25 protein-coding genes, 1 pseudogene and 1 riboswitch are annotated in these 24,271 nt (G+C 34.2%); of the genes and pseudogenes, 16 read left to right on the top strand and 10 right to left on the bottom strand.

The genetic code is table 11. The features are described from left to right. Nucleotides 1–3: 3 nt before the first annotated feature. Both J3D55_RS17835 and J3D55_RS17830 read right to left on the bottom strand, forming a co-directional pair. Nucleotides 4–333 carry a PadR family transcriptional regulator gene (locus J3D55_RS17835; RefSeq protein ID WP_259132827.1) on the bottom strand — a complete coding sequence of 110 codons (330 nt, stop codon included), beginning with the start codon at nucleotides 331–333 and terminating at the stop codon, nucleotides 4–6. Nucleotides 334–545: 212 nt separating this feature from the next. Next, nucleotides 546–1,886: a cytochrome P450 gene (locus J3D55_RS17830; RefSeq protein WP_259132826.1), complete on the bottom strand. Its 1,341-nt coding sequence runs from the start codon at nucleotides 1,884–1,886 to the stop codon at nucleotides 546–548. A 370-nt stretch (nucleotides 1,887–2,256) separates the two neighbouring features. Between J3D55_RS17830 and J3D55_RS17825 the strand changes: the two genes are divergently transcribed. Further along, nucleotides 2,257–2,943, top strand: a complete 687-nt coding sequence (locus J3D55_RS17825; protein ID WP_259132825.1) for an XAC2610-related protein — start codon at nucleotides 2,257–2,259, stop codon at nucleotides 2,941–2,943. Nucleotides 2,944–2,945: 2 nt separating this feature from the next. Further along, nucleotides 2,946–3,536 carry an HD domain-containing protein gene (locus J3D55_RS17820; protein ID WP_259132824.1) on the top strand — a complete coding sequence of 197 codons (591 nt, stop codon included), beginning with the start codon at nucleotides 2,946–2,948 and terminating at the stop codon, nucleotides 3,534–3,536. Nucleotides 3,537–3,766: 230 nt separating this feature from the next. On the opposite strand, the gene J3D55_RS17815 is transcribed toward J3D55_RS17820, so the two are convergent. From J3D55_RS17815 to J3D55_RS17805, 3 genes are all read right to left on the bottom strand, one after another. After that, entirely contained in the window at nucleotides 3,767–4,150 is a 384-nt protein-coding gene (locus J3D55_RS17815; protein ID WP_047397856.1) for an acyl-CoA thioesterase, read from the bottom strand. 117 nt (nucleotides 4,151–4,267) lie between these two features. Next, a riboswitch (cobalamin riboswitch) is annotated at nucleotides 4,268–4,446 on the bottom strand. A gap of 42 nt (nucleotides 4,447–4,488) precedes the next feature. Further along, complete coding sequence (locus J3D55_RS17810; protein ID WP_259132823.1) at nucleotides 4,489–5,289, bottom strand: hypothetical protein; 801 nt, start codon at nucleotides 5,287–5,289, stop codon at nucleotides 4,489–4,491. A gap of 31 nt (nucleotides 5,290–5,320) precedes the next feature. After that, entirely contained in the window at nucleotides 5,321–5,983 is a 663-nt protein-coding gene (locus J3D55_RS17805) for an ATP-binding cassette domain-containing protein (RefSeq protein ID WP_259132822.1), read from the bottom strand. Nucleotides 5,984–6,408: 425 nt separating this feature from the next. Between J3D55_RS17805 and J3D55_RS17800 the strand changes: the two genes are divergently transcribed. Further along, nucleotides 6,409–7,971, top strand: a complete 1,563-nt coding sequence (locus J3D55_RS17800; protein WP_259132821.1) for a T9SS type A sorting domain-containing protein — start codon at nucleotides 6,409–6,411, stop codon at nucleotides 7,969–7,971. A gap of 65 nt (nucleotides 7,972–8,036) precedes the next feature. On the opposite strand, the gene J3D55_RS17795 is transcribed toward J3D55_RS17800, so the two are convergent. Then, nucleotides 8,037–8,330 (bottom strand): YcxB family protein, encoded by a 294-nt coding sequence (locus tag J3D55_RS17795; RefSeq protein ID WP_259132820.1) that lies wholly within the window; start codon nucleotides 8,328–8,330, stop codon nucleotides 8,037–8,039. 204 nt (nucleotides 8,331–8,534) lie between these two features. Then, nucleotides 8,535–10,683, bottom strand: a pseudogene (locus J3D55_RS17790) (endonuclease MutS2). A gap of 261 nt (nucleotides 10,684–10,944) precedes the next feature. On the opposite strand from J3D55_RS17790, the gene J3D55_RS17785 reads away from it, so the two are divergent. From J3D55_RS17785 to J3D55_RS17775, 3 genes are all read left to right on the top strand, one after another. Next, a complete protein-coding gene (locus J3D55_RS17785) occupies nucleotides 10,945–11,448 on the top strand; it encodes a GNAT family N-acetyltransferase (RefSeq protein ID WP_259132819.1) in 504 nt (167 codons plus the stop codon). A gap of 100 nt (nucleotides 11,449–11,548) precedes the next feature. Beyond that, nucleotides 11,549–12,109 carry a tetratricopeptide repeat protein gene (locus tag J3D55_RS17780; RefSeq protein WP_259132818.1) on the top strand — a complete coding sequence of 187 codons (561 nt, stop codon included), beginning with the start codon at nucleotides 11,549–11,551 and terminating at the stop codon, nucleotides 12,107–12,109. Nucleotides 12,110–12,154: 45 nt separating this feature from the next. Then, nucleotides 12,155–12,796: a uracil-DNA glycosylase gene (locus J3D55_RS17775; RefSeq protein ID WP_259132817.1), complete on the top strand. Its 642-nt coding sequence runs from the start codon at nucleotides 12,155–12,157 to the stop codon at nucleotides 12,794–12,796. Here J3D55_RS17775 and J3D55_RS17770 read toward each other — a convergent pair. The 3 genes from J3D55_RS17770 to J3D55_RS17760 form a co-directional block, all read right to left on the bottom strand. Beyond that, nucleotides 12,783–13,280: a hypothetical protein gene (locus tag J3D55_RS17770; RefSeq protein WP_259132816.1), complete on the bottom strand. Its 498-nt coding sequence runs from the start codon at nucleotides 13,278–13,280 to the stop codon at nucleotides 12,783–12,785. The genes J3D55_RS17775 and J3D55_RS17770 overlap by 14 nt on opposite strands. 10 nt (nucleotides 13,281–13,290) lie before the next feature. Next, the gene (locus J3D55_RS17765; RefSeq protein WP_259132815.1) at nucleotides 13,291–13,779 is read right to left on the bottom strand and encodes a DUF456 domain-containing protein; all 489 of its coding nucleotides are present in this window, start codon (nucleotides 13,777–13,779) and stop codon (nucleotides 13,291–13,293) included. A 76-nt stretch (nucleotides 13,780–13,855) separates the two neighbouring features. After that, nucleotides 13,856–15,031 (bottom strand): carboxypeptidase regulatory-like domain-containing protein, encoded by a 1,176-nt coding sequence (locus tag J3D55_RS17760; RefSeq protein WP_259132814.1) that lies wholly within the window; start codon nucleotides 15,029–15,031, stop codon nucleotides 13,856–13,858. Nucleotides 15,032–15,419: 388 nt separating this feature from the next. Between J3D55_RS17760 and J3D55_RS17755 the strand changes: the two genes are divergently transcribed. The 10 genes from J3D55_RS17755 (at nucleotide 15,420) to J3D55_RS17710 (ending at nucleotide 24,209) form a co-directional block, all read left to right on the top strand. Further along, nucleotides 15,420–16,463 carry a mechanosensitive ion channel family protein gene (locus J3D55_RS17755; RefSeq protein ID WP_310467246.1) on the top strand — a complete coding sequence of 348 codons (1,044 nt, stop codon included), beginning with the start codon at nucleotides 15,420–15,422 and terminating at the stop codon, nucleotides 16,461–16,463. Between the two features lie 150 nt (nucleotides 16,464–16,613). Beyond that, nucleotides 16,614–17,333, top strand: coding sequence for a pyridoxine 5'-phosphate synthase (locus J3D55_RS17750; protein WP_259132813.1), 720 nt, complete (start codon nucleotides 16,614–16,616; stop codon nucleotides 17,331–17,333). Between the two features lie 98 nt (nucleotides 17,334–17,431). Then, on the top strand, nucleotides 17,432–18,211 hold the full coding sequence (locus J3D55_RS17745; protein ID WP_259132812.1) for an alpha/beta fold hydrolase: 780 nt from the start codon (nucleotides 17,432–17,434) through the stop codon (nucleotides 18,209–18,211). A 117-nt stretch (nucleotides 18,212–18,328) separates the two neighbouring features. Continuing rightward, nucleotides 18,329–18,571, top strand: coding sequence for a microviridin/marinostatin family tricyclic proteinase inhibitor (locus J3D55_RS17740; protein ID WP_259132811.1), 243 nt, complete (start codon nucleotides 18,329–18,331; stop codon nucleotides 18,569–18,571). Between the two features lie 43 nt (nucleotides 18,572–18,614). Next, a complete protein-coding gene (locus J3D55_RS17735; RefSeq protein WP_259132810.1) occupies nucleotides 18,615–18,890 on the top strand; it encodes a microviridin/marinostatin family tricyclic proteinase inhibitor in 276 nt (91 codons plus the stop codon). Nucleotides 18,891–18,916: 26 nt separating this feature from the next. Next, nucleotides 18,917–19,138 (top strand): microviridin/marinostatin family tricyclic proteinase inhibitor, encoded by a 222-nt coding sequence (locus J3D55_RS17730; protein ID WP_047397875.1) that lies wholly within the window; start codon nucleotides 18,917–18,919, stop codon nucleotides 19,136–19,138. A 94-nt stretch (nucleotides 19,139–19,232) separates the two neighbouring features. Further along, on the top strand, nucleotides 19,233–20,189 hold the full coding sequence (locus tag J3D55_RS17725) for an MvdC/MvdD family ATP grasp protein (protein WP_259132809.1): 957 nt from the start codon (nucleotides 19,233–19,235) through the stop codon (nucleotides 20,187–20,189). Continuing rightward, nucleotides 20,182–21,186 carry an MvdC/MvdD family ATP grasp protein gene (locus tag J3D55_RS17720; RefSeq protein ID WP_259132808.1) on the top strand — a complete coding sequence of 335 codons (1,005 nt, stop codon included), beginning with the start codon at nucleotides 20,182–20,184 and terminating at the stop codon, nucleotides 21,184–21,186. The genes J3D55_RS17725 and J3D55_RS17720 overlap by 8 nt, the downstream gene beginning before the upstream one ends. 243 nt (nucleotides 21,187–21,429) lie before the next feature. Further along, the gene (locus J3D55_RS17715; protein WP_259132807.1) at nucleotides 21,430–22,443 is read left to right on the top strand and encodes an NAD-dependent epimerase/dehydratase family protein; all 1,014 of its coding nucleotides are present in this window, start codon (nucleotides 21,430–21,432) and stop codon (nucleotides 22,441–22,443) included. Next, the gene (locus tag J3D55_RS17710; RefSeq protein ID WP_259132806.1) at nucleotides 22,440–24,209 is read left to right on the top strand and encodes an AMP-dependent synthetase/ligase; all 1,770 of its coding nucleotides are present in this window, start codon (nucleotides 22,440–22,442) and stop codon (nucleotides 24,207–24,209) included. The genes J3D55_RS17715 and J3D55_RS17710 overlap by 4 nt, the downstream gene beginning before the upstream one ends. Nucleotides 24,210–24,271: the final 62 nt, after the last annotated feature.

The raw sequence follows: 24,271 nt of genomic DNA, 5'->3' as shown, positions 1-24,271 counted from the left end.
TTTTTAATTTTTTTGAGTGATTTGGTTAACTGAATCTGTTAATTCGGTCCAGGTATTTTGAAGTTCATTTAAAAACAGTTTACCTTTTTCTGTTATCTGGTAGTATTTTCTTGGTGGTCCTCCAGTAGATTCTTCCCATCTGTAAGAGAGAAACTCACCATTTTTTAATCTTGTTAAAAGAGGGTAGAGTGTTCCTTCCACTACATCCAGTTTTCCTTTTTTCAGTTCATCTATTAGATCGGAAACATACATTTCGCGAAGATTGATGAGACTTAAAATACAGAATTCCAGAATTCCTTTTCGCATTTGCGCTTTGGTATTTTCAGTATTCATCTTTAATAAGTTTTGTTAATTAGTTATATTCAATCAGAATAAAATTCCTAGCTAGTTGAACCTATTCCGATTTTACATTACAAAGATATGTAATTAAAATGGTAATATGCAATACAAAGTAGTGAAAAAATATAAATAAATAGTGTAACTAATTGAAAATCAGTTTAATTATTTTTATTGATGAATTTCGGGGAATGTAGATTTTAGAAAAATCAGGTCAAATTATTAATAATTCTTCCTTTTAAGCTGGTTGGTCTTAACGTAACAAGAGCTTTTTTCTCAAATCTTTTCTGATATGATATAAAACTGAAGTTTTTATAGAATTTTCGGACGATAAGCACCATTTCCATCATCGCAAAGTGTTCGCCGATACAAAGTCTTGGTCCTGCTCCGAAAGGATAATAAGCGAAATTTTTGGCATTTTCATCATCAAAACGCTCAGGAATAAATGCATTCGGATCTTTCCAGTACTTCGGATTTCTGTGAAGACCGGTGATATAAAGGATGATCAACGTATCTTTTGGCCAAGAATATTCTTTGAAACTGTCATTTTCCAACGCTTGTCTATCAATTGCCCAAGCCGGAGAATGCAGTCGCATGGCTTCTTTGATGATGTTTGAAGTGAAAGATTTTTTCATTAAACTTTCAGAAGTAAAAACCATTTCACCTTCTTCCACGATTTCTTTTTTTAATTTTTTTTCCGCTTCAGGATGCTGACTGATCTCAAAAAAGATAAAGCTTAAAGCATTCGCCGTTGTTTCATGACCGGCAATGAAAAGAATAAGCATCTCGTCAACGAGCTGTTCATCAGACATCGGAAGCTGCGTATCTTCATACCGAGTCTGAATCAGCATATCCAGCAAATCGTTTTTCTCTTCTCCCGAACTTCTTCGTTTATCCAAAACACTTTGAATAATAGCTTTTGATCTATTACTTTTTGCAATCGTTTTGCGGATTACACCAAACATTTTTAAGATTTGAGAATAAAAAGGCAAACGAACTTCTTTCGCAAAAACTTCCTGAACTTCAGTAATAATTTTGCCCAATTCCTTTACTTTATCTTCATCAATATCAGAACTGAAAAGGGTTTTCGCAACAATATTGAAAGCCAAAGTATGAAAGAAATCGTACAAATCCACCTCTTGCTCAGGTTTGAATGCTTGGAAAGATTTATCAATTTCTTCTTCCATAATAGAAACAAGATTCGCGATTTTTGCTTTACTAAAGCCGGGTTGAATAAGCCTTCTTTGTTTCAGCCAGTCTTTTCCGTTGTTGGTAAGCAAGCCGTTTCCAAGATATTTTCCTAACGTGACAGATTGTATCTCGGATTTGTAATAATTTTTGTGATTTTGCTTTAAAATATATTCTGTGAATTCTTTATCCTGAGAAAAAATAAAGTTTTTATGGGTGAAATTTACTTTAATATAATAATTATCCCCCAAAATCTTATGGTTTCCACTGATGACTTCCAGCGGATTTTTCAATCCTTTAAATAAAGAATACAATTTTCTTTTTCCCTTAATTTCTGTCGGATAATTGAATTCTGGAAGCATATTTTATATTTCCATTAAAAATACAATTTATCCTTTATATTTAATTAATCTGTTTAAACTTTTACTTCAGCTATTTTTTACTTTTTTCTTCCAAATTATACCCACAAAGTATGATAGTAGAAAAAAGTCTGGAAAGATTCGTGTTTAAATTCCTACGAAAAGATAAACTTTTTGGATATTTTCCCATATTGAAATAAGTGACTTTAGCCTAGCCCTGATTGTAATGAAAATCCTTTTTTTGAAAAAAAAGATTGTAATGGAAAGCAGGAAAAAGCTTCATATAAAATGTATTCAGGCTAAAAAGCTTTACATCAAAAGCCTTATTTGCACGGAATTTGTTACAGGATTCAATTATAATTAAAATACACATATGATACATTCTCGATTTTTATTACCATTTGTTCTTTTGGGGACAACTATTTTCGCTCAAAGTCAGTTTGAATTAAAAGATGCTTCAAAGAATTATGATGTTAAAATTGATGTTGAAAATTGCAGCAAAGATGAATGTCAGGGAAATGCAACGATAAAATTATTCGATAAAAAAACGTCTAAAGAGTTTCAAACCTTAACTTCCTATAATCTGAATTTTTATCTGAATGAAGATCAGAAACCGACCGCCAATATCATTCAATTATATAATGAGCAAAGTCCGTTGATTTTTGATGATTTTAATTTTGACGGAACGGAAGACATCGCCATCAGAAACGGAAATGAAAGCGGTTACGGAGGACCTTCTTATGATGTTTATGTTTTTAATAGTACTAAAAAGCAGTTTGTTCCAAGTGAAGAATTAACTGGGCTTGCTCACGAGAATTTGGGAATGTTTAATACAGATGCTGCTCGTAAAAGATTAATTACGTATTCGAAATCGGGTTGTTGTTGGCATTTAACGACAGAATATTCTGTTCTTCCGCAAAGAGGATTATTTAAAGTTTATGAATTGGAAGAAGATGCAACAGCTGAAGGAAAAGTAATTGTAACAAAACGCGAATTCATCGATGATGAATGGACAACCAATATAAAAACCTATCCGGTAAACGAATATTATAAAGATTAATAATGAAAATACAGAAGGAAATTGATTTTATTTTAGCAGTAGATGCTTTAAAAAATGTGCAGAGAAGAAACTATAATGCAGATGAATCGAGAAGAGAAAACACGGCAGAACATTCTTGGCAGATCATTATTTTGGCTCAGATTTTATTTCCCTATGCGAAAAACAGAGCAGATATTGATTTGTTGAGAGTAATAAGAATGCTTTCTATTCATGATCTGGTGGAAATTGAAGCGGGAGATACTTTTTTATTCGATGAAGCTGCAATGGTGGGAAAATTTGAAAGAGAGAAAGCTTCAGCGCAAAAGATTTTCGGAATTCTGGATGAACCGTTAAGATCAGAGTTTTTCAATATGTGGCTCGAGTTTGAAGAAGAGCATACTCCGGATGCAATTTTTGCGTGTGCGATCGACAGAATCATGCCTTTTATTTTGAATTCACATACTTCAGGTAAAAGCTGGACGGAAGCCGGAGTTACAGAGAAACAGGTAAGAGGAATGCTGGAAAATGCTATAACCAGAGCTTCTGACGAAATGGGAGAGGCGTTTCAGTTTTTAATGCTTAAAAATCTGAAAACGGATAAGGTGTTGAAATAGTTTTCTTTAAACGTAAAGCGAGACAAAGAATTTTTGGAGTGTGATTTTTAAGGTAAACAAAGGCGCTTCGCTTATCAAAGTAAGATCGTTTTTGGATTGAAAATATTCTAATTATACACAATGTTGAGATTTCTAAAGAATAAAAAGTTTCGGCGGGCAAAGCCCGCCGAAACCACTCAAATAAACATTTGAAAATATTGACTCCGGCGACCGAAGGTTGCCGGAGCTCTTTATAGTATTGAGATTGGTTTCTTAAACTCATCAATCGCCACAAAAGTAAAATCTCCTACAATGGCTCTTTCTCTTTCGTAAGAATACATTTGTTCGGTATAGATTTCTACATTTACTTTCATGCTTGTATTTCCGACGTGTACGACTTTTCCGATTAATTCTACGATTGTTCCTGCAGGAATGGATCTTTTAAAATCTATTTTATCGCTGCTTACCGTTACTACACGCTTTCTCGCAAACCTTGTTGCTGCAATGAAAGCCACTTCATCCATCAATTGCATCGCTGTACCTCCGAAAAGAGTGTCGTAATGATTGGTTGTGTTGGGGAAAACCGCTTTAAAGATTCTGGTTTCGGATGCTTCAATTCTTTCTTCTGTAGTCATATTTCATTATTAAATTAAGGCGAAATGAAATACTATTGAAGCAAATAAGAACATTTCAAGAACACGAAAATTCCTGAAACAAACCATAAGATCAATAAACTTCAAATCGCGAAAGTTTTTTGTTTAAAGAAATAGGCAGGTCTCCTGACTTGTAACATCTTTATTTCCTTCCCATGACGTGCACAGTGGATTTTTTATAAAGACTTCAGTTACTTACAGTTGCGCGACAGTACGTGATTTTCACACGATTCCCTTTTAATCTGCGGTTAAGCAAAACCAATTTCCAAAAGCTATACATTTATAACTTTTAAGCTGCAAAAATAATGATTATTAACGAATTATTCCGGGTTTTTATAAATGATCTGGCTTTCCACTCTTCCTTGTTTGATGGTCCAAATCGTAGTATATCGATTTTCACCGGAACCGTTGATCATATAAAGGAAAATATGGTCGTTGTCAATGGCTGTAACTCCGATATTGCTGAAATCCATTGTTGGCTGAAACATATTTTTGATGGCATCTCTCACAAAAACAGAACCTCTTCCCGGCTGCTGAACACGAACAGATTTTATTTCCGTCATTCCTTGAGGAAGTTCTTTGCCGATTCCCCAGGTTTTTATTTTATCGATTTTAATGATATTTCCTTCGGCATCTTTTTCCTGTTTACGGAAACCTGCGTTTGAAGGATAAACATCGATAATCACTTTCGTTCTCTGATTTCCCGGAATTTTGGGATTATTATCGTCCGTAAAAATTAATGATTTCCCGTTTTTAGATTTTGAAGGGGTAAATTGTGGCAGTTTATCAACAAAAACGACGCGGTTTTTATTCACCATTCCTTCCTTGGTAATGCTGTCGTATCTTACGAAAGGTTTGTCGGTATCGTCTTTTTCAGGATATTTGATCCAGATCCATTCTGTTTCTCCGGGAGCAGGTTTTACATAAACAAAAACATCGCCGGTTTTCATACGGATCTTATCAATGATTTTTCGGTAGTCATCCTTGTGAACACGCACCATGGCATAACCTTCCTCCGCTTTTACAACACCGAAAGGAACTTTATCCTGACCTTTTGCAAAAGACAAAGAAAAAAGAGTGAAAACTGATAAATAAAACGCTTTGTTTACGGAAATCATCATGAAAATTTTTTTGACAGTTCAAATATATAAATTAAATACTTTTTGGCAGATAATAATGCTGTTGCAATTCTTTTAAATCTTTAATTTGTTTTAAATAAGTATTGGAAAGAAGATAAACTTCATCCGAAATATCGATTGCTTGTTGAGCCATAAAATCTGAAATGATAAAACCTTTTCCTTTGGATATTTCTTTAATAATTTTCATCACTTTTTCTGTTAAAACTGGCGAAAGTCCGCTGTAAGGTTCTTCAAGCAAAATAAATTCTGATTGAGAATGAATGATGATTAAGACTTCAATCGATTTTTTTTCGCCACCGGAAAGGTTCCTTAATGTTCGATTTAAAAAAGGTTGAATAAGATCACAATTAAAAAGCTTTTGAGTATTCTCATCGTTGCAGAATAACGAAATCAGTTTTTTTACCTTTATATTTTTAGGAAAAATTGGTTGTTGTGGCAGATATGCAATTTTATTTATTCGATCGGATTGTTTGGTAAGGACTTGATTATTAAATTTAATAAATTGAGAATCACCTTTAATCGTTCCGAAAATAATTTGTAATAAGGTAGATTTTCCTGACCCGATTCCTCCTAATAAAGCAATGATTTTCCCCGTTTCACAACTTAGATAAATGTCCTGCAAAATTTTCTTTGAATCGTAAGATTTTGTGACACTGTCAACATGTAGTTTGCTCATAAGAATTTTGTAATACTATTTATAATTAAACCGATTGAAATGGTTGTTATCCAAAGAAACTGCCTTGAAAACCCAAAGTTTGCATAAAAAAGATATTCGTTTTTCAATCTTAATTCATAAATAAGATAGTGAAGGCAAGGAAATAGTAATAAAAAACAAAATCCAAAATTGTTGGCATTGAAACCAGTTTGTGCTGAGATCAACAGAGAAAATAAAACAGCCGGAATCAGCAATTTAAAATAGAAAATCCATAAAATTTTTACACTTTTTATCATTCTTGATTTTTTGTCAGCCAAATATATAAACTAGATATTTCTTATAAACCAATACTTCTGGATATTATTTACTGAAAATTCTTATTTTTGACGCTAAATTAATCATGAAGAAAGTAAGTTCTCTAAATTACTTTTCACAACTCATTAACAATGAAAAACATATTTTCAATTTTAACATTGATGCTCTCGCTTGTAATGGCGGGGCAAACTGCTCCTGCTATTCAGTGGAAGAAGACACTTGGAGGAAGCAATTGGGATCAAGGATCCTCTGTATGTCAGACTACGGATGGTGGTTCTATTATAGCTGGCTATTCTCCTTCTACAGATGGTAATGTAACAGGAAATCACGGCAATGGTGATTATTGGGTAGTAAAGTTGGATAGCAGCGGAAATATCCAATGGCAGAAATCCTTAGGAGGAAGTGATTACGATTACGCTTATTCTATACAGCAAACTTCGGATGGTGGTTATATTGTTGCCGGGCAAACGTATTCTAACAACGGTGATGTGACTGGTTATCACGGGAGTGTCTATGCTGATTTTTGGGTTGTTAAGCTAGATATTAATGGCAACATTCAATGGCAAAAAGCAATTGGAGGAAACGGTCAGGATGCAGCTTATTCAATTCAGCAAACTTCAGACGGAGGTTATATCGTAGCAGGTGAGTCATCATCGACGGATGGGGATGCTATCGGTCATTTGTCTTATAATAATACTGATCTTTGGATTGTAAAAATTAATAGCACGGGAAGTATCCAATGGCAAAAATCATTTGGGGGGTATAATACAGAAATAGCTTTAGATGCCAAGCAAACTTCTGATGGTGGGTATATTGTTGCAGGAGCTACAGCATCTAATAGTGGCGATATAACGCAAAATTATGGTGAATATGACTATTGGGTGCTAAAACTAGATAATGCAGGAAATTTACAATGGCAGAAAACTTTTGGAGGAAGTGGTACAGATAATGCACAATCTGTAATACAAACATCAGACGGAGGGTATATGGTTGCCGGATTTTCAAGATCAGGAAATTGGCTTGTACACGATCATTACGGGGATTTATATACTAATGATGCCTGGATAATCAAATTGGATGGAAGCGGTAATATTGTATGGGCGAAATCTAAAGGGGGAACAGGTAATGATGTAGCTAACTCCATTAAAGAAATAGGGAATGGAGAATACGTGTTTGCCGGATACTCTTCATCGAATGATGGAGATGCAGTCGGAAATCCTACAGGTTCAGCTAATTTTTGGATTGTAAAAATAGATAATAGCGGAAATGTAATCTGGCAAAAATCAATGGGAGGTAGTTTAGGTGACTTTGGACAGTCTATGAGCCAGACAGTGGATGGTGGTTTTATCATGACAGGATATTCTTATTCGAACGATGGTGATGTTTCTTTTCATTACGGAATTCCGACATATCCTGATTTTTGGGTCGTAAAATTAGGACCTGAAGTTTTGTCAACGAATGAAAACAAATTCGAAAATCTTAGTATTTTTCCAAACCCTGTTTCTGATATCCTAAATATCTCAGGAATAATTTCCGATTCAGAATTTGAAATTTATAATGCGGTCGGACAAAAAGTAAGCGGAGGAAAAATATCAGATCAAAAAGTAAATGTGAATGAACTGACAAAAGGTGTTTATTTTATCTCCATTAAAGATAAAGAAAACATTACCCGATTGAAGTTTATTAAGAAATAAAAACAAAAAAGAGTGTTCAATGTAATTTGAACACTCTTTTTTATTTATAAAAATGGCTTTTTTAATTAATCATTTCTAAGTTTTGCTTTCACATTATTACTTTTAATAATATTTCGAAGCTCTAGAATCTGGTCTTCTGCAAAGTATTTTTTCTGAACCATATTCATCACTTGCGCGCTTTGATAAATTAAAAACCAGTCTTTGTTTTCCTTTACTTTATAGACGGTATTCCAAGTGAAATCTCCTTCAAATGTCTCGCCTTTTGTGTAAACATTTTCATTCGTAAAAGTGTAGGAAATAGCTTCCTGAACTTGCTTATTTGAGTAAAAAATATTTTTCAGACTAAAGTAAGTACGCACAATCATAAATACGAAAAAGATAAGAACGCAAATAGTTATTAATCTTAAAAATTCGCTGCTATCATTTTCAGCATTATAAAGATTTATTGAAAGAAAAACGGATATGATTATCGGATAAATAATAAATCTTACCAATGAGTTTTTCAAATGAAACATCAAAAAATCTCTGAATGTAATTTGCGTTTTTACAGTCATAATCAACAATTAAATTCTCTCCAATTCATCCGCATCAATCGTCGTTTTGAACGTTCCATAATTCACGATTACTTTTTTTCTGGAAATCTTTTCAATCGTTCCCACACTTGTACTTCCTGTAATACGAACACGTTGCCCGATTTTCATCCATACAGCGCGGTCTGTGATGCGTTTTTCTTCCAGTTTTTCGTTGGTTTCAGATATTTTTTCGATCACATCTTCTTTCTTCAATTGTTGCGTTATTTTTCTTTTCACAACCTGAAGACGCTTCGTTTCATCCTTATCTGCTCCGATTTTCCTGAATTTTTCCTGCTCCAGAATTTTCACAAAATCTTTTACCACATCTTTCCTCGATTTCCCTTTTATATAGCTGTCAATAAAAGTTTCGATCTTGTTTCCGAACTGAAGTTTACGATGCTCATCTTCGTATAATTTCTGGAAATTGAACAGTTTTTGTTGAAGCTGCTCGTTCAGTTTTTGCAGATTATCTCGCTTGTCTTCTACAGATTCTTTTCTTTCAGCAAGATCGGTTTTCAGTTTTTCAACTTCATATTTTTCCTGTTGAAGTTTTACGATGGTTTTATCAAGATTTACGATGTCATGTTCCACTTTTTTCTTCGCAGAATTAATGATAAACCTCGGAATTCTATTCTTCTCCGCAACTTCAAACGTGAATGAACTTCCGGCTTGTCCGACTTCCAGTTTATACATCGGTTTCCAGCGTCTTTTCATTAAACAACATCGCTGCATTTTCTGCATTCGGAAGCTCTTCAATCACCAATTTGATGTTGGTGTAATGCGTTGTAATGATCGCAAAACTCTTTTTATCATAGAAAAACTCCAGAAAACTTTCTGCCAGCGCGCCACCTAATTCCGGATCTGAACCTGTACCAAATTCGTCAATCAGTAAAAGCGTGTTTGCATTGGCTTCACGGATGATTCCGCCCATTTTCTTTAATCTTGAAGAATACGTGGAAAGATGGTTTTCAATAGATTGATTATCACCAATATCAGTCATGATCTTTTCGAAGAAAAACATTTCCGATTTTGGATGAGTCGGAACCAAAATTCCGCTCTGAATCATCAGTTGAAGCAATCCAACGGTTTTCAGCGTGATCGATTTTCCACCTGCATTCGGCCCGGAAATACAGATAATTCTGTTATGATCCGTTAAAGTCAGCGTTTGGGAGAAAATGGTTTTGTTTTCAGTTTTATTTCTTAAAAACAATAAAGGGTGGAAAGCTTCTCTTAATCGTAATGTTCTGTGACGGTTGATTTTCGGTAAAACGCCATTGATTAATTCAGCAAATTTGGCTTTCGCTCTCGTTAAATCAAGATCAAAAATATAAGCCTGATATCTCCAAAGCTGAGGTTGAAATTCTGCCAGTTCTGCGGTTAATTTTCTCAGAATCTTGTCGATTTCCTTTTTCTCTTCCTCTTCATTTTCCTTAAGCTTGAAGTAATGTTTTACGACGCTGTCCGGCTGCATATAAGTAATAGAACCTGTTTTTGAAAGTCCTAAAACTCTTCCCGGAACTCTTTTCTTATACGCCGATTTTACGGCTAAAACTCTTATGTCTTCAATATTACTTTCGCGGATATCATCCAAAAAATCACTTTGTCCGTAATTAAATAAAACACGGTTGAAGTTTTCTGTGATGGCTTTTTTGGCAAGTTGAATTTCTGTTCTCAAGGTTTTTAAAACCGGTGAAGCCTCACTTTTTACTTCTCCAAAACGGTTGAAAACCTTATCAACTTTATCAATAATTTCTTTCTTGAATTCCAGCACAGAAACATCCTGTATCAACGTAGGAAAAGTTTCGGGCATTGTTGGGAAAAACTTTTGAAGCTTCCCGATTTGTTCCGTGATGGTTTTGATTCTTATGAAAGCGCTGTTTTCAAGACGATAATTCTCAATCAGCATTACTTTTAATTCACTTTCAATATCTTCATATTCATCAAACGGAATCGCATTTGAACTTTCAAAACTCGACAAATATTCGGAGGTTTTTTTCAATGAAAGTTCTGCCTCGTCAATTTCCATCGGACGAAGTTGAAGAATTTTTTCTCTCGTTTTCGGAGAATACGCAAAAGGAGAAATTTCCGCGAGCAATTGCGGAAACTCTAATTCGTTTAAATCTTCTTTATTTATATACACAGTGCAAATTTAGTGAGAAAATGTGAATTTGCTGATGTGGTAATTTGAAAATGAGTTTGTTTGCGTTTATTTAACCACAAAAGTTGCAAAATATGTAACACATTGGTTATTTGAAGATATATTTTACTACAAAGAAGGGAATATTCGTTTTTGAAAATCTTTGATTTTCTTCTTATGTGATCTTTATATTTTTAATGTTTTATTTTCTAATGTGTTTATAAAATTTTTTAGCCAGTGGTTTAGTTTTATTAAATTTGAGATATGAAACTAGAAACGGAAAGATTAGTATTAAAAGAAATCGACGAAAGTAACGTTGAAGATATTTTGAAGATTCGCAGCAATGAAGTGATTAATCAATTTGTGAGAAGAAATTCTCCGAAAAATAATTATGATGCATTACAATTTGTTTTAACGATTAAAGAAAGAACACGAAATAATGAAACATTTTATTGGGGAATTTCTCTGAAAGATCAACCGAATCTTATCGGAACAATTTGTCTTTGGAAGTTTTCTGAAGATCGAAAAGTTGCAGAAGTCGGCTACGAATTATTGCCCGATTATCACAGAAAAGGAATAATGTCGGAAGCGTTGTCTGCAGTTTTAAATTTTGGTTTTAATGATTTACATTTGCAGGAAATTGTCGCAATGACCAATAAGTTTAATGAAAACTCGAAAGGTATTCTTTTGAAACATGATTTTATTTTGGAAGAGGAGAGAGAAGATGAAGGTTTTCCTGATAATTTGGTTTTTAGTTTAAGAAAATAATACTTCAATTGTCATTTAACGGAGGAACAATCCTAATCTATTTTTATGAAAAAATTATTAACTCTTTTTTTACCAATATTCTTTTTTGGACAACAAAATAATGATTGGACAGTTTCCTATGAAAATAGCGATGAAAGATATTCATAATCAAGATTTCAAAAGTGCAATTATAAATATTGATAAATCTTTAAGCATTTATCCAAAAAATCCCAGCGCTCTATATTTTAAAGGATATTCACAAATAATAATTGGGGAGAAAGAAAAGGGTTGTGAGGCTTTGGTTGATGCGATTTATTACAACAGTAATAATGCAAAAGCTCTTTTCCCTGAAAAATGTCTAGACTACAATCCTAAGTTAAATCCAGAAAATTTTAAATCAGGAAAATTTACATTACAAATTTTAGGTGAGCCTTTACTGTATAATTTCGAGAGAAAAGATAATAGGCAGTTTGAAACTTTTGAAGGACAAATTTATACGGGTGAAATAGTTTGGTATAATAACGGAGAATATACCATAATTCCGACAGAAGAAACAGAAACAAGAATGAGTGAAAATCCTAAATTTTTGATTCGAATTTTGAAAATTGAGAATAATACTTATTTATATGAAAGAATTGAGGAGAATCAAGTTCAATATGGAAAAGTGGAAAAAGTAGGATAGAAATTATACAATTAACATAGTACCTTTGTATTAATATTTAGAATTATGACCTGGACAGAAATTTTAGCCCCCATAAAAAGCACTCCCTATTTTACCAACCTTTGGGAAAAAGTAAAACAAGAATACGCAACGACAAAAGTTTTCCCGCCGAAAAATCAGATTTTCAGAGCGTTGGAAATTACACCTTTTGATGATGTTGAGGTGGTGATTATCGGGCAAGATCCTTATCATAATGATTTTCAGGCAAATGGTTTGTGTTTTTCTGTTTCCGAACAGGTGACTGCACCGCCATCGCTTAAAAATATTTTTATTGAATTAAAAGATGATTTAGGAATCGTAAGAACTTCAAAAGAGCTTGACGATTGGGGAAAACAGGGGGTTTTGTTGTTAAATGCAACGTTAACTGTTCGTGCTCATACTCCGAATTCTCACAAAGATTTGGGTTGGGAAACGTTTACCAATTATATTATTAAAGAAATTTCAGACAAAAAAGAAAATGTCGTTTTCGTATTGTGGGGCGCTTTTGCACAAAAAAAAGCCGAACTTATCGATCCGGCTAAACATTTTATTTTAAAGTCTGCGCATCCGTCACCTTTTTCTGTGTACAGGGGATTTTTCGGAAGCAAGCCTTTTTCTAAAATCAATGAATATTTGGCTTCAAAGGGGAAGAAGCCTATTTCGTGGTAGGATCTTCTCCTGCCTTTTTGATGGTGATTCCGATTCTGTATTTTCCGTTTAATGCTTTTGCACCTTCTTCCGCTCCGGGATAAGGATTCACCTCGGCTAAGGAAATCGTAAGTCCGTTGAAGTCTGCGGATTTATTGTATTTTCTTCCTTTATTGTCCATGCTTGCAAGGTTTAAAGTCATTGGTCGGGTAGAAGTTCCCATCACTTCAACTTGTGCAACGGCAACTCCCGCCCAAATGCAAGTCACATCTTTTGGGCAACGGCTGTCTTCGGAAATCCCTTTGAAAGTAACGTTCATTTGGTATTGTTTCAGGAATTTATTTTCACCTTCGTTGAAGTAGATGATTTCGCCGTCTTTGTTGGCTACTTTGGTATTTCCTGTTGTATCAGCGTTCACTTTTGTGGAGGTTTTGGTTTCTTTTTGAGCATTACAGTTCATTAAAAACAATAATCCTAAACTTAATATAAAGATTTTATGTAGCATGATTTTCTTTTTAAATAACATTGAGCATATCCAATACTACCACCAAAAACATTGCCACACCTACAACTAAGCTGAAACCTGTACCGTAAATAAATCCTATAAAAGCTCCTTTGGTAGATTTCCACGCCTTTGTCATGTCTTTAGTGTCGTGTAATAATTCCCCGATGAAAACTCCGGCAAACATTCCGATTAAGAATCCTATTGGAGGAAAGAACATTCCTATAATTGTTCCTATTATAGATCCTATGCTTCCCCAACGCGTTCCGCCGTATTTTTGATTGGTCTTGGCTGGAATTACATAGCTCAAAACAATTGAAACTAAAGTCAGGATTCCAAATACCCAAATGTAAATTATAGATAAATCTGAATCTGTTCCAAATTTATAGATCAAAAGACCACAAATACTCAATAATAATCCAGGCAAAACTGGAAGGACAGTTCCTATAATTCCTAAAAATAAAAGGATGAGACAAAGTATGTTGATTAAGGTTGTATCCATTCTTAAAAATTTAAATGCAAGATATAAAAAAAGTGGCTTCATAAAAGCCACTTCCATGTTTAAGATGAAGTTTTTATTAAAGGTTTAAAATTACATATTGTAGAATTACACCCGCATTTCCAATGTTTCCTGTAGCGTGATTATGGAAAGTAGTGTAATAAATATAGCCGCTGTTTGCAGATCCTGAGCAAGGTCCTACTGTTGCACCTAAAGCAACCAGATAAGGAACTAATATCTGAGGAACTGAAATACTGATCTGGATATTTCCCGGAAGAGTAATACAAACGGTTGTGAATGTTGTTGTCGTTCCAATCGGAGTAGTCGGAGCTCCTGTTGCTGTAAAATGATTCGTTCTCATCATTAAAGCATCATTTGTAGAAGTTTCTTTCACTAAAACTTCCCAATATGTAGGGTCATAGTTGATTATTTTCTGCCAAGCGCCTAAATCGTAGTCAATATTAAGTGTATTGAATCCCAAAGCTGTTGTAAGTCCGGTATTTGTTACCGTAGCTCCCAATGTACCCACGCTTCCGATGTTTTTAGAGCATAATTTTGTATCAGGAACAAATCCTCCTGCAAGTGAACAGTTGTTGGTATTGCTTGTTCCGCCCACTAAGTACGAAACGTCCCAGTCTGAAGCATAGATACTTCCTCCATTAGCAACGAAAGTAGCCAAATTAGTATCAATTACAGAATAAAGTGCCGGATTTGAAGAGTAGTTGTTTCTTGAGCCACAGTTAAGAAATATAATGTCATACTGTGCGATAGTAGTAAGGTTACCAAGATCTGTGTTGGTGATTTCGGTGGCAGTGTAGCCTAAAGTCTGAATAATGTCTTCAATTTTGTCATATGCTCCTTTTACGTAAGCAATTTTTGCAACCTGATTCAGTTTGGTTTGGCTCGCGTCAAGGCTTAAAGTTTCATTATTTTTTATCGTTGCGGAAATTTCTGTACGGAAATTGCTACCATTACCTGTCTGAATATTGATGGTATGATTCCCAACAGGAGCTTCCAAGGTAAAATTACCGTCTGCGTCAGAAGTAGTGTAATAGATTTTATACTTGTCATCAAAAGTAAAAACTGAAGCGCCTCCAATAGGTTTGGTTCCGTTTTGTGCCATTACTTTTCCGGTGATTTTTCCGGTTTTTATGGTAGTATCAACTGTAGCTTGGGCGGGATTGTCGGGATCCGAACTACAAGAGCCAAGTGATAAAAGGATAATGAAAATGAAGAGTAAGTTAAACTTTTTCATAGATTATAGTTTTGTGATTAGAATACTAAATTAATAAATTTTTATTAAATGTGTTTTGTTTTTTAAATTATTTTAAATAATCGGTAACGATTTCTGTTTAATATTGCTAAAAATTCCTATTTTATTAGGGTTAAAGTGAATCTAAATTTTATTAAATTTGCCATAATGAATGACCAATTACAAGAAACGAAAGACTTTTTGCAGGAACTCAGTGAAACCTCTCTATGTCTATATAACCAAAATTTCACCAAACGGTATGGCTTGGATGTTTCACATGGTTGTAAAGTTGATCTTACTCACTGCAATATTTTTGATAATAGATTTTGTTTTTAAGCTAATTATCAATAATATCTCTCGTTTTTTTCATAATCAGGATAAATTTCCTATTATGAAATCAATTTATCAATCTAAGATTACAAATTCCATTGCACATCTTGTTGCTTTACTGGTAATTGGCAGTATTCATGAATCCATATTTTCCGGAGCATTAAGAAACACAACAAAATTCATTATCAGGTCGGTGAATTTGGGTCTTGTTTTGATTTTTGCGGGAATGTTATATCGGGGATTAACAGCTTTTAGAAATTATTTTATCATTAAACAGGATTTCTACAAAATAATGGCTCTGAACGCCATCTCCGAAACGATGAAAATTCTGGGGATTTTCATTTTTTCAATTGTAGGTATCTGTGTTATTTTTGGGATAAAAGGTTCAACGATTGTCGGAAGTTTAGGGGCGATTACGGCAGTTTTGGTGTTGGTTTTCCGGGATACGATTTTAGGATTTGTAACGGGGATTCATGTCTCAACCTCAAAAAGTTTAAAAGTGGGCGACTGGATCGGTATTCCAAAATACAACATTGAAGGAAATATTCTAGACATCAGTCTTTTAACTACAAAAATTACGAATTTCGATAAAACAGTTTCTACAATTCCTACGTATGATTTGCTGACAACGGAGATCAGAAACCTTCAGGTGATGTCTGAATCGAAAACAAGAAGGATTAAGAAATCAATTTATTTTAATATTAATTCTTTTAAATTTTTAACGGAAGAAGATATTGAGAGGTTAAAAGAAATTAATCTTATTTCAGAGTACCTTGAAGGGAAAAATAATGAATTAAGAAAAGAAAAAGAAAATCTGAAACACAACGATAAAATCGTTAATGGAAGGCAACTTACCAATATCGGTGTCTTTAGACATTATGCTCAGAGATATATCGAAAATGATCCCGATGTAGATCATGAGGAAATGAGGATGGTTCGTCAGTTAGACATTACTCCGCAAGGTTTACCATTGGAAATCTACTGTTTTGCCAATGATTCGGAATGGGAGCATTTTGAACGGATTCAGGCAGATATTTTTGACCATTTGCTGGTTGCTTCAAAAGAATTTGAACTGCAGGTGATGCAGATAAATATAAAAGTTTAAAAAAGTTGGAAGATGGATGCTGGAAGTTTTTCTGCATTCCGCGATCTTCCATTTGTAAATAGGTAAAAGTAAGCATAACAGGAATATGCAGAGTTACGAGAGACTTCCATCTCCGTACATCCATCTTCCCGCTTAAAAACAGACTAAAAAATGACAAAACTAAGTGTAAACATTAATAAAATTGCAACGATAAGAAATGCAAGAGGAGGCGAAACGCCAAGTGTAACGGAAGCTGCAATTAAAATTCAGGAGTTTGGCGGACAGGGAATTACGATCCATCCGAGACCCGATGAAAGACACATTACAAGAAAAGATGTTTATGACCTGAAACCGTTGGTTACCACGGAATTTAATATCGAAGGAAATCCTCACCGTTCATTTATTGACATGGTTTTGGAAGTAAAGCCGGAGCAGGTAACATTGGTTCCCGATGCAGATGATGCGATCACTTCAAACGCCGGTTGGGATACGAAAAAGCACCTGGATTTTCTTACAGAAATCATTGCTGAGTTTAAAAATGCAGGAATCCGTTCTTCTATTTTCCTAGATCCGACTCCGGAATTGGTAGAATATGCCGCAAAAAGTGGTGCAGACAGAATTGAATTATATACGGAAGCTTACGCAAAAAACTATACTGTAAATAAAGAATCTGCAATAAAACCTTATTATGACACCGCAGTTATCGCTGCTGAATTTGGGTTAGGAGTAAATGCAGGTCACGATTTAAGCTTAGACAATTTAAAATATTTTGCAGATAATATCCCGAATTTACTGGAGGTTTCCATCGGTCATGCTTTGGTTTCCGAAGCGCTGTACATGGGATTGGAAAACACGGTTCAGGCGTATTTGAAAAGATTAGCAAAATGGTAAATTATAGACAGCAGATAATAGATTCCAGATATCAGACTGAAAATGTAACGGTCAATTTGTAATCTAGGATCTGAAATCTAACATCTAATATCTAAAAAATGGAAATTTTAAATTCAAAAATATTTGGCGAAAATCTTTCGTCGACACCGCTTTTGGTATTCCACGGATTGTTTGGAATGCTTGATAATTGGGGAACTTTCGGTAAAGATTTTGGAGAATTTTTGCCTACTCATTTAATTGATCTTCGAAATCACGGAAGAAGTTTTCATTCGGAAGAGATGTCACATGATGATCTTGCGGACGATATTCTTCGCTATATGGATCATTACGGAATGGAAAAAGCGCACATTTTGGGACATTCTCTGGGCGGAAAAGCAGTGATGCAATTTGCCATAAAATATCCCGAAAAAGTTGAAAAATTGATTGTTGTCGATATTTCTCCGAAAGCGTATCCTCCACATCATCAAGGGATTATTAAAGCGTTGGAAACAGTTGATTTTGATACGGTTAATTCCAGAAATGAAGTGGAAGCGGTTTTAAGTCAATACATTCCGGAAAAATCTACGATTCAGTTTTTAACGAAAAATCTATATTGGGACGATAATAAGAAACTTGAGTGGAGATTTAATCTTAAAACGTTGTCCGAAAAATACAATCAATTCGTTTCAAATGCTATAAAATTTGGCGTTTTTGAAGGCGAAACTTTATTCATTGCAGGACAAAAATCAAACTATATTCTTCCACAAGACGAATTTGCTATAAAACAGCAGTTTCCAAAAGCTAAAATTGTAACGGTGAAAAATGCAGGACATTGGGTTCAGGCAGAGAATCCTGTTGATTTTGCTAATGTTGTTAAAGAGTTTTTGAATATTAATTAATATAATGTCGTTATTGGTTTGAATTTGTTAAAGTTTTCTTAAAGTGGGATTTTATTCTTCCTTGTGTGAATTTTTTTTAATACTTTAGTTTTCTCTAAATAACTAAATATTAATACTATGGAAAACAAAAAAACGAAAAAGCCGTTCTTCGCTTCATTTTTAGAAAGACAAGTTGAAGATCCTGAGAAAATCAAAGGTGGATCGGGAACGATTACTACTGCTTTGCAGGATAATTCTACGGCACCACTTAAGGATTCAGTAACTACTTCTCTTCAGGATAGCCCGACAAAGCCTACTTTGGATACGGCTCAGACCATGAAATACCCATCAGACGGAGACGAAGGTGGAAATGAAATCTAAAAAAACTTGACCATATACTAACAAATTCAAATTACAAAACATTATGAAAAACAACGACAAAAAAAAGCCGTTTTTCGCTTCATTTTTAGAGAAGCAAATTCAAAATCCAGAAGAAATTCAAGGAGGAGGTTTATCTTCGAGCCCAACTGGTGACGTTGTAACACTTCCAACTATGGATACCGTGTTTACGCTTAAAACTTCAGACAACCCTACAACGACTCCTGCAGCTGATACTCCGGTAACGTTGAAGTATCCGTCTGATAATGATGAAGGTGGTTTCAATCCTGGAGGTCCTGGATTAGAGCCTTATCATCCTTAAAAACTACCCAATAACATACAGACATTATGAAAAACAAAGATTCAAAAAAGAAGCCGTTTTTCGCTTCATTTTTAGAAAAACAACTTCAGGATCCTGAAAAAATTAAAGGAGGAACGGATGTGACTATTGCAACACAAGACGGTGTAATCACTGCAAAAATCACAGATCAGCCAACTAAACCAACTTTGGATATGGCACATACCATGAAATATCCTTCAGATGGTGACGATGATGTTCCAACTGTATAAAAAGTAATTTGTTATTAAAAACGACAAATTTACATAGTAAAACATTAAAGGAAACTTACACTCTAAGTTTCCTTTTTTAATAAAAAATCAGCAAATGATTCTCTGTATTACGCATTCCCGGGATTTTTACAACATCGATATCTTTTTTGACTATTTAAAAACGAAAAATATTCCGTTTTTCAGATTAAATTCTGATCGTTTGAATCATCTTCAGAAAATCAGTATGAATGAAGATTTTTTTGAACTGACAGATGAATCCGGAAATACCGTTAATTCCAAAGAAATAAAAGCAGTTTGGCATAGAAAATCGTGGGGAATAAGTGTTCCTGAAGAATTAGATGAAAGCTATACAAAGATTTTTTTGAAAGAATATTCGAGTCTCAGATACAATCTTTTCACTATTTTACAGGATGTTCCATGGATCAATCCTTTAGAAAATGAAAATAAAATTGATGGCAATAAAATGTTTCAATTGAAGATTGCTCAAAAGAATAATTTAACGATTCCCAAAACGATTTTTTCCAATGATTCGGAGAAAATCACCATTTTTTTCCATGAAAATTGTAACGGAAAAATGGTGGCAAAACTTCACGGAGCGATTTCAAAATCAATGAGTGGAGAGAATATGCTTTCAACGAATATTATTGATGAAAACTCTTTAGAAGATATTGCTGATATTGCGTATTGTCCGATGATTTTCCAGCCTTATATCGACAAAGAATATGAACTAAGAATTGTCTATATGGATGGAGAATTTTTTACAGGAAAAATCAATAACAGCGAAAATGTCGACTGGCGGTTTGCTCACGGAGATTATTTCTGGTCAGATTATGATTTGCCTGAAAAGATTAAAGAAAATCTTACATTAATGATGAAAGAAATGGGACTGTACATCGGAGCCATCGATATGATCAAAGGAAAAGACGGAAATTATTATTTCCTTGAAGTAAATCCGCAGGGAGAATGGGGAATGCTCCAAAAAGAATTAAATTTCCCAATTGCAGAAAGAATTGCCGATAACCTTATAAAAAGAATGAAAACCAATGAATAAAATTTTAATAATTACCCATACAGGAGATAATTTTTCAATTGAAAAAGTAACTGAATATATCGATAAAAACAACTGTGAAGTCATTCGTTTCGACGTAGATGATTATCCGATTAAAAATAAATTATCAACCAGTTTTCAGGACGGAGAATGGGTCACCATCCTTGAAACTCCTGAAAAAAAACATCGTTTAGATGATATTGCAGCAGTTTGGTACAGAAGGGCTTACAATATGGGAAATGGTTTGAGAGAAGAATTAGATCCTAAATTTTACGGTGCTGCAATGGGAGAAGTCCGCAATACACTTTTTGGGTTTTTAGAATCGATAGATGTGTATTCTCTGGGGAAACCAAGTGTGTACAGAAGACTCGACAGCAAAGAAGAACAGTTAAAAATAGCTGATAAAATAGGGTTAAAAATTCCTGAAACTACGATTACCAACAGTCCTGAAGAAGCAAGGCAGTTCGTTTTAAAGCATAAAGATGTTGTGGCAAAAATGCAGACCGGTTTTGCTATTTACGAAGAAGGTGTTGAAAGTGTGGTTTTCACTAATGTTATCAATGAAGAGAAGTTAGAAGAATTAGATACGCTTTTGTATTGTCCGATGCAGTTTCAAAAGAAAATTGAGAAGAAAAAAGAACTTCGTGTAACCATTGTAGGTCGTGATGTGTATGCTTTTGAAATCGATTCTCAACAATCTGAAAAAGCAAAAATCGACTGGAGAAAAGATGGCGTAAACCTTATCGATAAATGGATTCCAACAGATCTTCCAACAGATATTGAGGCAAAATTGCTGGAACTTTTAGATGTCTATCACGTAGATTATGGAGCGATCGACGTTATCGTTTCTCCTAAAGATGAATATTATTTCATCGAGATCAACGCTGCCGGAGAATTTTTCTGGCTGGATAATCTTACTGAAGAAAACCAAATTTCTAAAAGCATCGCAGATCTTTTGTGTGATAAAGCACCAAGAAGAAATAACATGGTTTTGTCTTAAATTTAAATTAAAATATTGCTTTAAAACGAAATATTTTCATCGATAGGAACGGGCTTTGGCCCGTTTTCTTTTTAAGGGCGAATAAAGGCTTTAGCCAAAACTTAAAATAACTTAAATATTTAAAAAACTTTTGTGACTTTTGCCGTTTTTATCATTTTAAAAAATTGAATTCTCCTTTAAAAATCGCAAATTTGCATAACGTAGAATATTATCATAATTTAGTCAACCAAGTAAAAATAATTGATGGTTTTTGTAACGGGGGCGACCGGAATTTTGGGCAGAGTAATCGTTTTGGAACTTTTAAAAAAGGGAAAAAACGTGCGTGCAGCAAAAAGACCGACAAGCAATTTAAACGAAGTAAGGCATTCCTATACATTTTATACGGAGAATCCCGACGATTTTTTCAATAAAATTGAATGGGTTGATGTAGATTTTAATGATGTCAATGCGCTGCAAAACATGTTAAAAGATGTCGATGAGGTCTATCATTGCGCTGCAAAAGTGAGTTTTCATCCCAAAGATGAAAAAGAAATATATCACACCAACATAAAAGGGACAGAAAATCTTTTGTATACCTGCGAAAATTCAGGTGTTAAAAAATTTCTTCACGTAAGTTCGATTGCTGTGCTTGATAATTTTAATGAAAAAGGAGAATTGGACGAAGAATCTGATTTTAATCCAAAATTAGAACATTCAGCCTATTCTTTATCAAAACATCTTTCTGAAATGGAAGCGTGGAGAGCTTCTGCAGAAGGTTTGAATGTCGTTATCATCAATCCCGGAATGATTATCGGAAGCGGAAACTGGGGAAACAGCAGCGGAGATATTTGTCCGACTTTTGAAAAGAATGGCTTTACATTTTCCGGCGGAACGAGTTATGTTGACGTAAGAGATGTTGCCAAGATTTCAATAGAATTAATGGAGAAGAATATTTTCGGAGAGCGTTTTATCATCGTTTCTGAAAATAAAGGGTATGCAGAATTAGGAAAGCAGATCAGATCAAAATTAGGGTTAAAAGAAGCTAAAATATTGTCAAAATTTCTGTTGAATTTGGGAAGATGGGCAAATATTTTGTTCGGATGGCTGATTCCTAAATTGAGAATGATTACGAAAACGAATATTGAGGCTATTTCCGGGCTCAATGTGATTTCAAATCAAAAAATTAAAGATAAATTGAATTTTCAATTTATTTCTGTTTCAGAAAGTGTTGATTTTCATTTGAATAATTATATTAACGATAAAAAGTTGAAGAAATGAATCTTGCAGAGGCAATTATCAAAAAAAATGTAGAAAAACATGCTATAAAATCTGCAATTGGATTTAAAAAGAAAGATGCAGGTTGGAAGGAATTGAGCTGGCAAAAATTCAGTGAAATTATTTCTAAAACAGCCAATGCATTGATCAATGCAGGAATTCAGGAAAATGATAAAGTTGCCATTTATGCAGAAAATTCCTCCGAATGGATGATTTTTGATTTGGCGGCACTTTCAATCGGTGCAGTTACGGTTCCGATTTATTCAACGAACAATGCTGAACAGGCAGAATATATCGTCAAAGATTCCGGGGCAAAAATTATTTTGGTCGGAGATCAGGCTCAATATGATGCTTCTTTAGATATTTTAAAAAAGGAAGAAAATAGTCTTGAAACCATTATTATTTCTAAAAAAGCGGTCTGGATCAAGAAAGAATTCAGTAGTTTTTATTTAGAGGATTTCATTGCAAAATCTTCCGTTAAGTCTGAATTTTGCAAGAAAGAATATGACGATATCGCCACATTAATTTATACTTCCGGAACAACAGGAACACCGAAAGGAGTGATATTAACTCACGGAAATTTCATCAAAGCTTTCGATGCGCACTTTGAATTTTTTAAGTTTAAAAATTTTGAGGAAGAGCTTTCACTAGCGTTTTTACCGTTAACTCACGTTTTTGAAAGAAGCTGGAGTTTGCTTTGTCTGTACGGTGGCGCAAGAGTTTATTTCCTTGAAGATCCTAAAAATATCGCAAAAGCATTAGAGGAAGTAAAACCGACGATGATGTGTGCTGTTCCGAGATTTTTCCAGAAAGTCTACGCCGGAGTATTGGAAAAAGCAGAAGAAGGTTCATCAGTAAAGAAAAAAATATTCGACTGGGCAATAGAAGTAGGAAAACAGGTTTCGGAATTAAAAAGAAAAGAGCAGTCAGTTCCTTTTGGATTGATGATGAAGCATTCGGTTGCCGATGCTTTGGTTTTTAATAAAGTAAAGGAAAAAATGGGCGGAAGACTTTGGTTTATGCCTTGTGGAGGAGCTTCGGTTTCCCCCGATGTAACGCAATTGTTTGAAGCAATGGGACTTCATATCACGGTTGGTTATGGTTTGACGGAAACTACAGCAACTTTAACAGCATTTCCTCTGACTCATTTTGAGCACGGAACTTGCGGACTTCCTTTACCAAGCGTTGAAATTCGTATCGGTGAAAATGATGAAATTCAGGCAAAAGGAGACGGTATCATGAAAGGATATTACAACAAACCTGAAGAAACGCAGAAAGTTTTCACGGAAGATGGCTGGTTTAAAACCGGTGATGCAGGGAAATTTGACGAAAAAGGAAACCTGATTATTACAGACAGAATAAAAGATTTACTAAAAACTTCCAACGGAAAATATATCGCTCCGCAACAAATTGAGAATATTTTAACCAATAATAATTTTATCAATCAGATTGTATTAATTGCGGAAGGAAGACAGTTTGTTTCAGCGTTGATCGTTCCGAATTTTGAGTTTTTGCAGGATTTTCTTAAGAAAAATAATATCACGTTTACCAATTGGGAAGAAATCGTGAAAAACGAAAAGGTAAACGATTATTATAAAGAAAAATTAAAAGAACTACAAAGCCATTTATCGGATTTTGAGAAGGTGAAAAAATTTACTTTGATGCCTGCAGATTTTGATATTAATTCAGGTGAAATCACTCCGACTTTGAAGGTGAAAAGAAATGTAGTTCTTAAGAAATATGCAGATCTTATTGAGAAGATGTATTAAATATAATTTTTTACTCATACGTTCAAATTGTGAAAATCGAAGATTTATTCGTAAACATATTT

This window comes from Chryseobacterium ginsenosidimutans (assembly GCF_024807225.1).
GTDB lineage: Bacteria > Bacteroidota > Bacteroidia > Flavobacteriales > Weeksellaceae > Chryseobacterium > Chryseobacterium ginsenosidimutans.
This window is presented reverse-complemented; position numbering and strand designations above follow the sequence as displayed.

What these genes read in the sequence shown, in the direction of transcription:
- J3D55_RS17835 (WP_259132827.1), bottom strand. Translation starts at nt 333, where the DNA reads ATGAATACTGAAAATACCAAAGCGCAAATGCGAAAAGGAATTCTGGAA.
- J3D55_RS17830 (WP_259132826.1), bottom strand. Translation starts at nt 1,886, where the DNA reads ATGCTTCCAGAATTCAATTATCCGACAGAAATTAAGGGAAAAAGAAAA.
- J3D55_RS17825 (WP_259132825.1), top strand. Translation starts at nt 2,257, where the DNA reads ATGATACATTCTCGATTTTTATTACCATTTGTTCTTTTGGGGACAACT.
- J3D55_RS17820 (WP_259132824.1), top strand. Translation starts at nt 2,946, where the DNA reads ATGAAAATACAGAAGGAAATTGATTTTATTTTAGCAGTAGATGCTTTA.
- J3D55_RS17815 (WP_047397856.1), bottom strand. Translation starts at nt 4,150, where the DNA reads ATGACTACAGAAGAAAGAATTGAAGCATCCGAAACCAGAATCTTTAAA.
- J3D55_RS17810 (WP_259132823.1), bottom strand. Translation starts at nt 5,289, where the DNA reads ATGATGATTTCCGTAAACAAAGCGTTTTATTTATCAGTTTTCACTCTT.
- J3D55_RS17805 (WP_259132822.1), bottom strand. Translation starts at nt 5,983, where the DNA reads ATGAGCAAACTACATGTTGACAGTGTCACAAAATCTTACGATTCAAAG.
- J3D55_RS17800 (WP_259132821.1), top strand. Translation starts at nt 6,409, where the DNA reads ATGAAAAACATATTTTCAATTTTAACATTGATGCTCTCGCTTGTAATG.
- J3D55_RS17785 (WP_259132819.1), top strand. Translation starts at nt 10,945, where the DNA reads ATGAAACTAGAAACGGAAAGATTAGTATTAAAAGAAATCGACGAAAGT.
- J3D55_RS17780 (WP_259132818.1), top strand. Translation starts at nt 11,549, where the DNA reads ATGATTGGACAGTTTCCTATGAAAATAGCGATGAAAGATATTCATAAT.
- J3D55_RS17775 (WP_259132817.1), top strand. Translation starts at nt 12,155, where the DNA reads ATGACCTGGACAGAAATTTTAGCCCCCATAAAAAGCACTCCCTATTTT.
- J3D55_RS17770 (WP_259132816.1), bottom strand. Translation starts at nt 13,280, where the DNA reads ATGCTACATAAAATCTTTATATTAAGTTTAGGATTATTGTTTTTAATG.
- J3D55_RS17765 (WP_259132815.1), bottom strand. Translation starts at nt 13,779, where the DNA reads ATGGATACAACCTTAATCAACATACTTTGTCTCATCCTTTTATTTTTA.
- J3D55_RS17760 (WP_259132814.1), bottom strand. Translation starts at nt 15,031, where the DNA reads ATGAAAAAGTTTAACTTACTCTTCATTTTCATTATCCTTTTATCACTT.
- J3D55_RS17755 (WP_310467246.1), top strand. Translation starts at nt 15,420, where the DNA reads ATGAAATCAATTTATCAATCTAAGATTACAAATTCCATTGCACATCTT.
- J3D55_RS17750 (WP_259132813.1), top strand. Translation starts at nt 16,614, where the DNA reads ATGACAAAACTAAGTGTAAACATTAATAAAATTGCAACGATAAGAAAT.
- J3D55_RS17745 (WP_259132812.1), top strand. Translation starts at nt 17,432, where the DNA reads ATGGAAATTTTAAATTCAAAAATATTTGGCGAAAATCTTTCGTCGACA.
- J3D55_RS17740 (WP_259132811.1), top strand. Translation starts at nt 18,329, where the DNA reads ATGGAAAACAAAAAAACGAAAAAGCCGTTCTTCGCTTCATTTTTAGAA.
- J3D55_RS17735 (WP_259132810.1), top strand. Translation starts at nt 18,615, where the DNA reads ATGAAAAACAACGACAAAAAAAAGCCGTTTTTCGCTTCATTTTTAGAG.
- J3D55_RS17730 (WP_047397875.1), top strand. Translation starts at nt 18,917, where the DNA reads ATGAAAAACAAAGATTCAAAAAAGAAGCCGTTTTTCGCTTCATTTTTA.
- J3D55_RS17725 (WP_259132809.1), top strand. Translation starts at nt 19,233, where the DNA reads ATGATTCTCTGTATTACGCATTCCCGGGATTTTTACAACATCGATATC.
- J3D55_RS17720 (WP_259132808.1), top strand. Translation starts at nt 20,182, where the DNA reads ATGAATAAAATTTTAATAATTACCCATACAGGAGATAATTTTTCAATT.
- J3D55_RS17715 (WP_259132807.1), top strand. Translation starts at nt 21,430, where the DNA reads ATGGTTTTTGTAACGGGGGCGACCGGAATTTTGGGCAGAGTAATCGTT.
- J3D55_RS17710 (WP_259132806.1), top strand. Translation starts at nt 22,440, where the DNA reads ATGAATCTTGCAGAGGCAATTATCAAAAAAAATGTAGAAAAACATGCT.